Source organism: Streptococcus mitis (genome assembly GCF_001579035.1).
GTDB classification, from domain to species: domain Bacteria; phylum Bacillota; class Bacilli; order Lactobacillales; family Streptococcaceae; genus Streptococcus; species Streptococcus mitis_J.
Map to the genome: position 1 here is coordinate 1 of NZ_KQ970369.1, position 201 is coordinate 201.

Genomic DNA, 201 nt, shown 5'->3' on the forward strand with positions numbered 1-201 from the left:
TTGTTCTTCACGCATACGTAGTTGACTAAACATTTTCCTGTCCTCCTCGGACCAGCTCTTGTAGTCCAGCAGTTGGTCTGCTTGGCTGATGGCTCGCTCGGGTTGTTGGGTAAAGGGTTTGTTCCCGAAAAACTCCAACCACGGTTTGCGAACCTCGTCTTTGCTGGTTTCTCTGTATTTTTTTAATTCCAAGAATGCCAT

At 46.8% G+C, this 201-nt stretch carries 1 pseudogene; it reads right to left on the reverse strand.

From position 1 onward, the window contains the following. A pseudogene (locus SMIDD26_RS13450) lies at positions 1 to 201 on the reverse strand (flagellar assembly protein H domain protein); the annotation flags it as partial.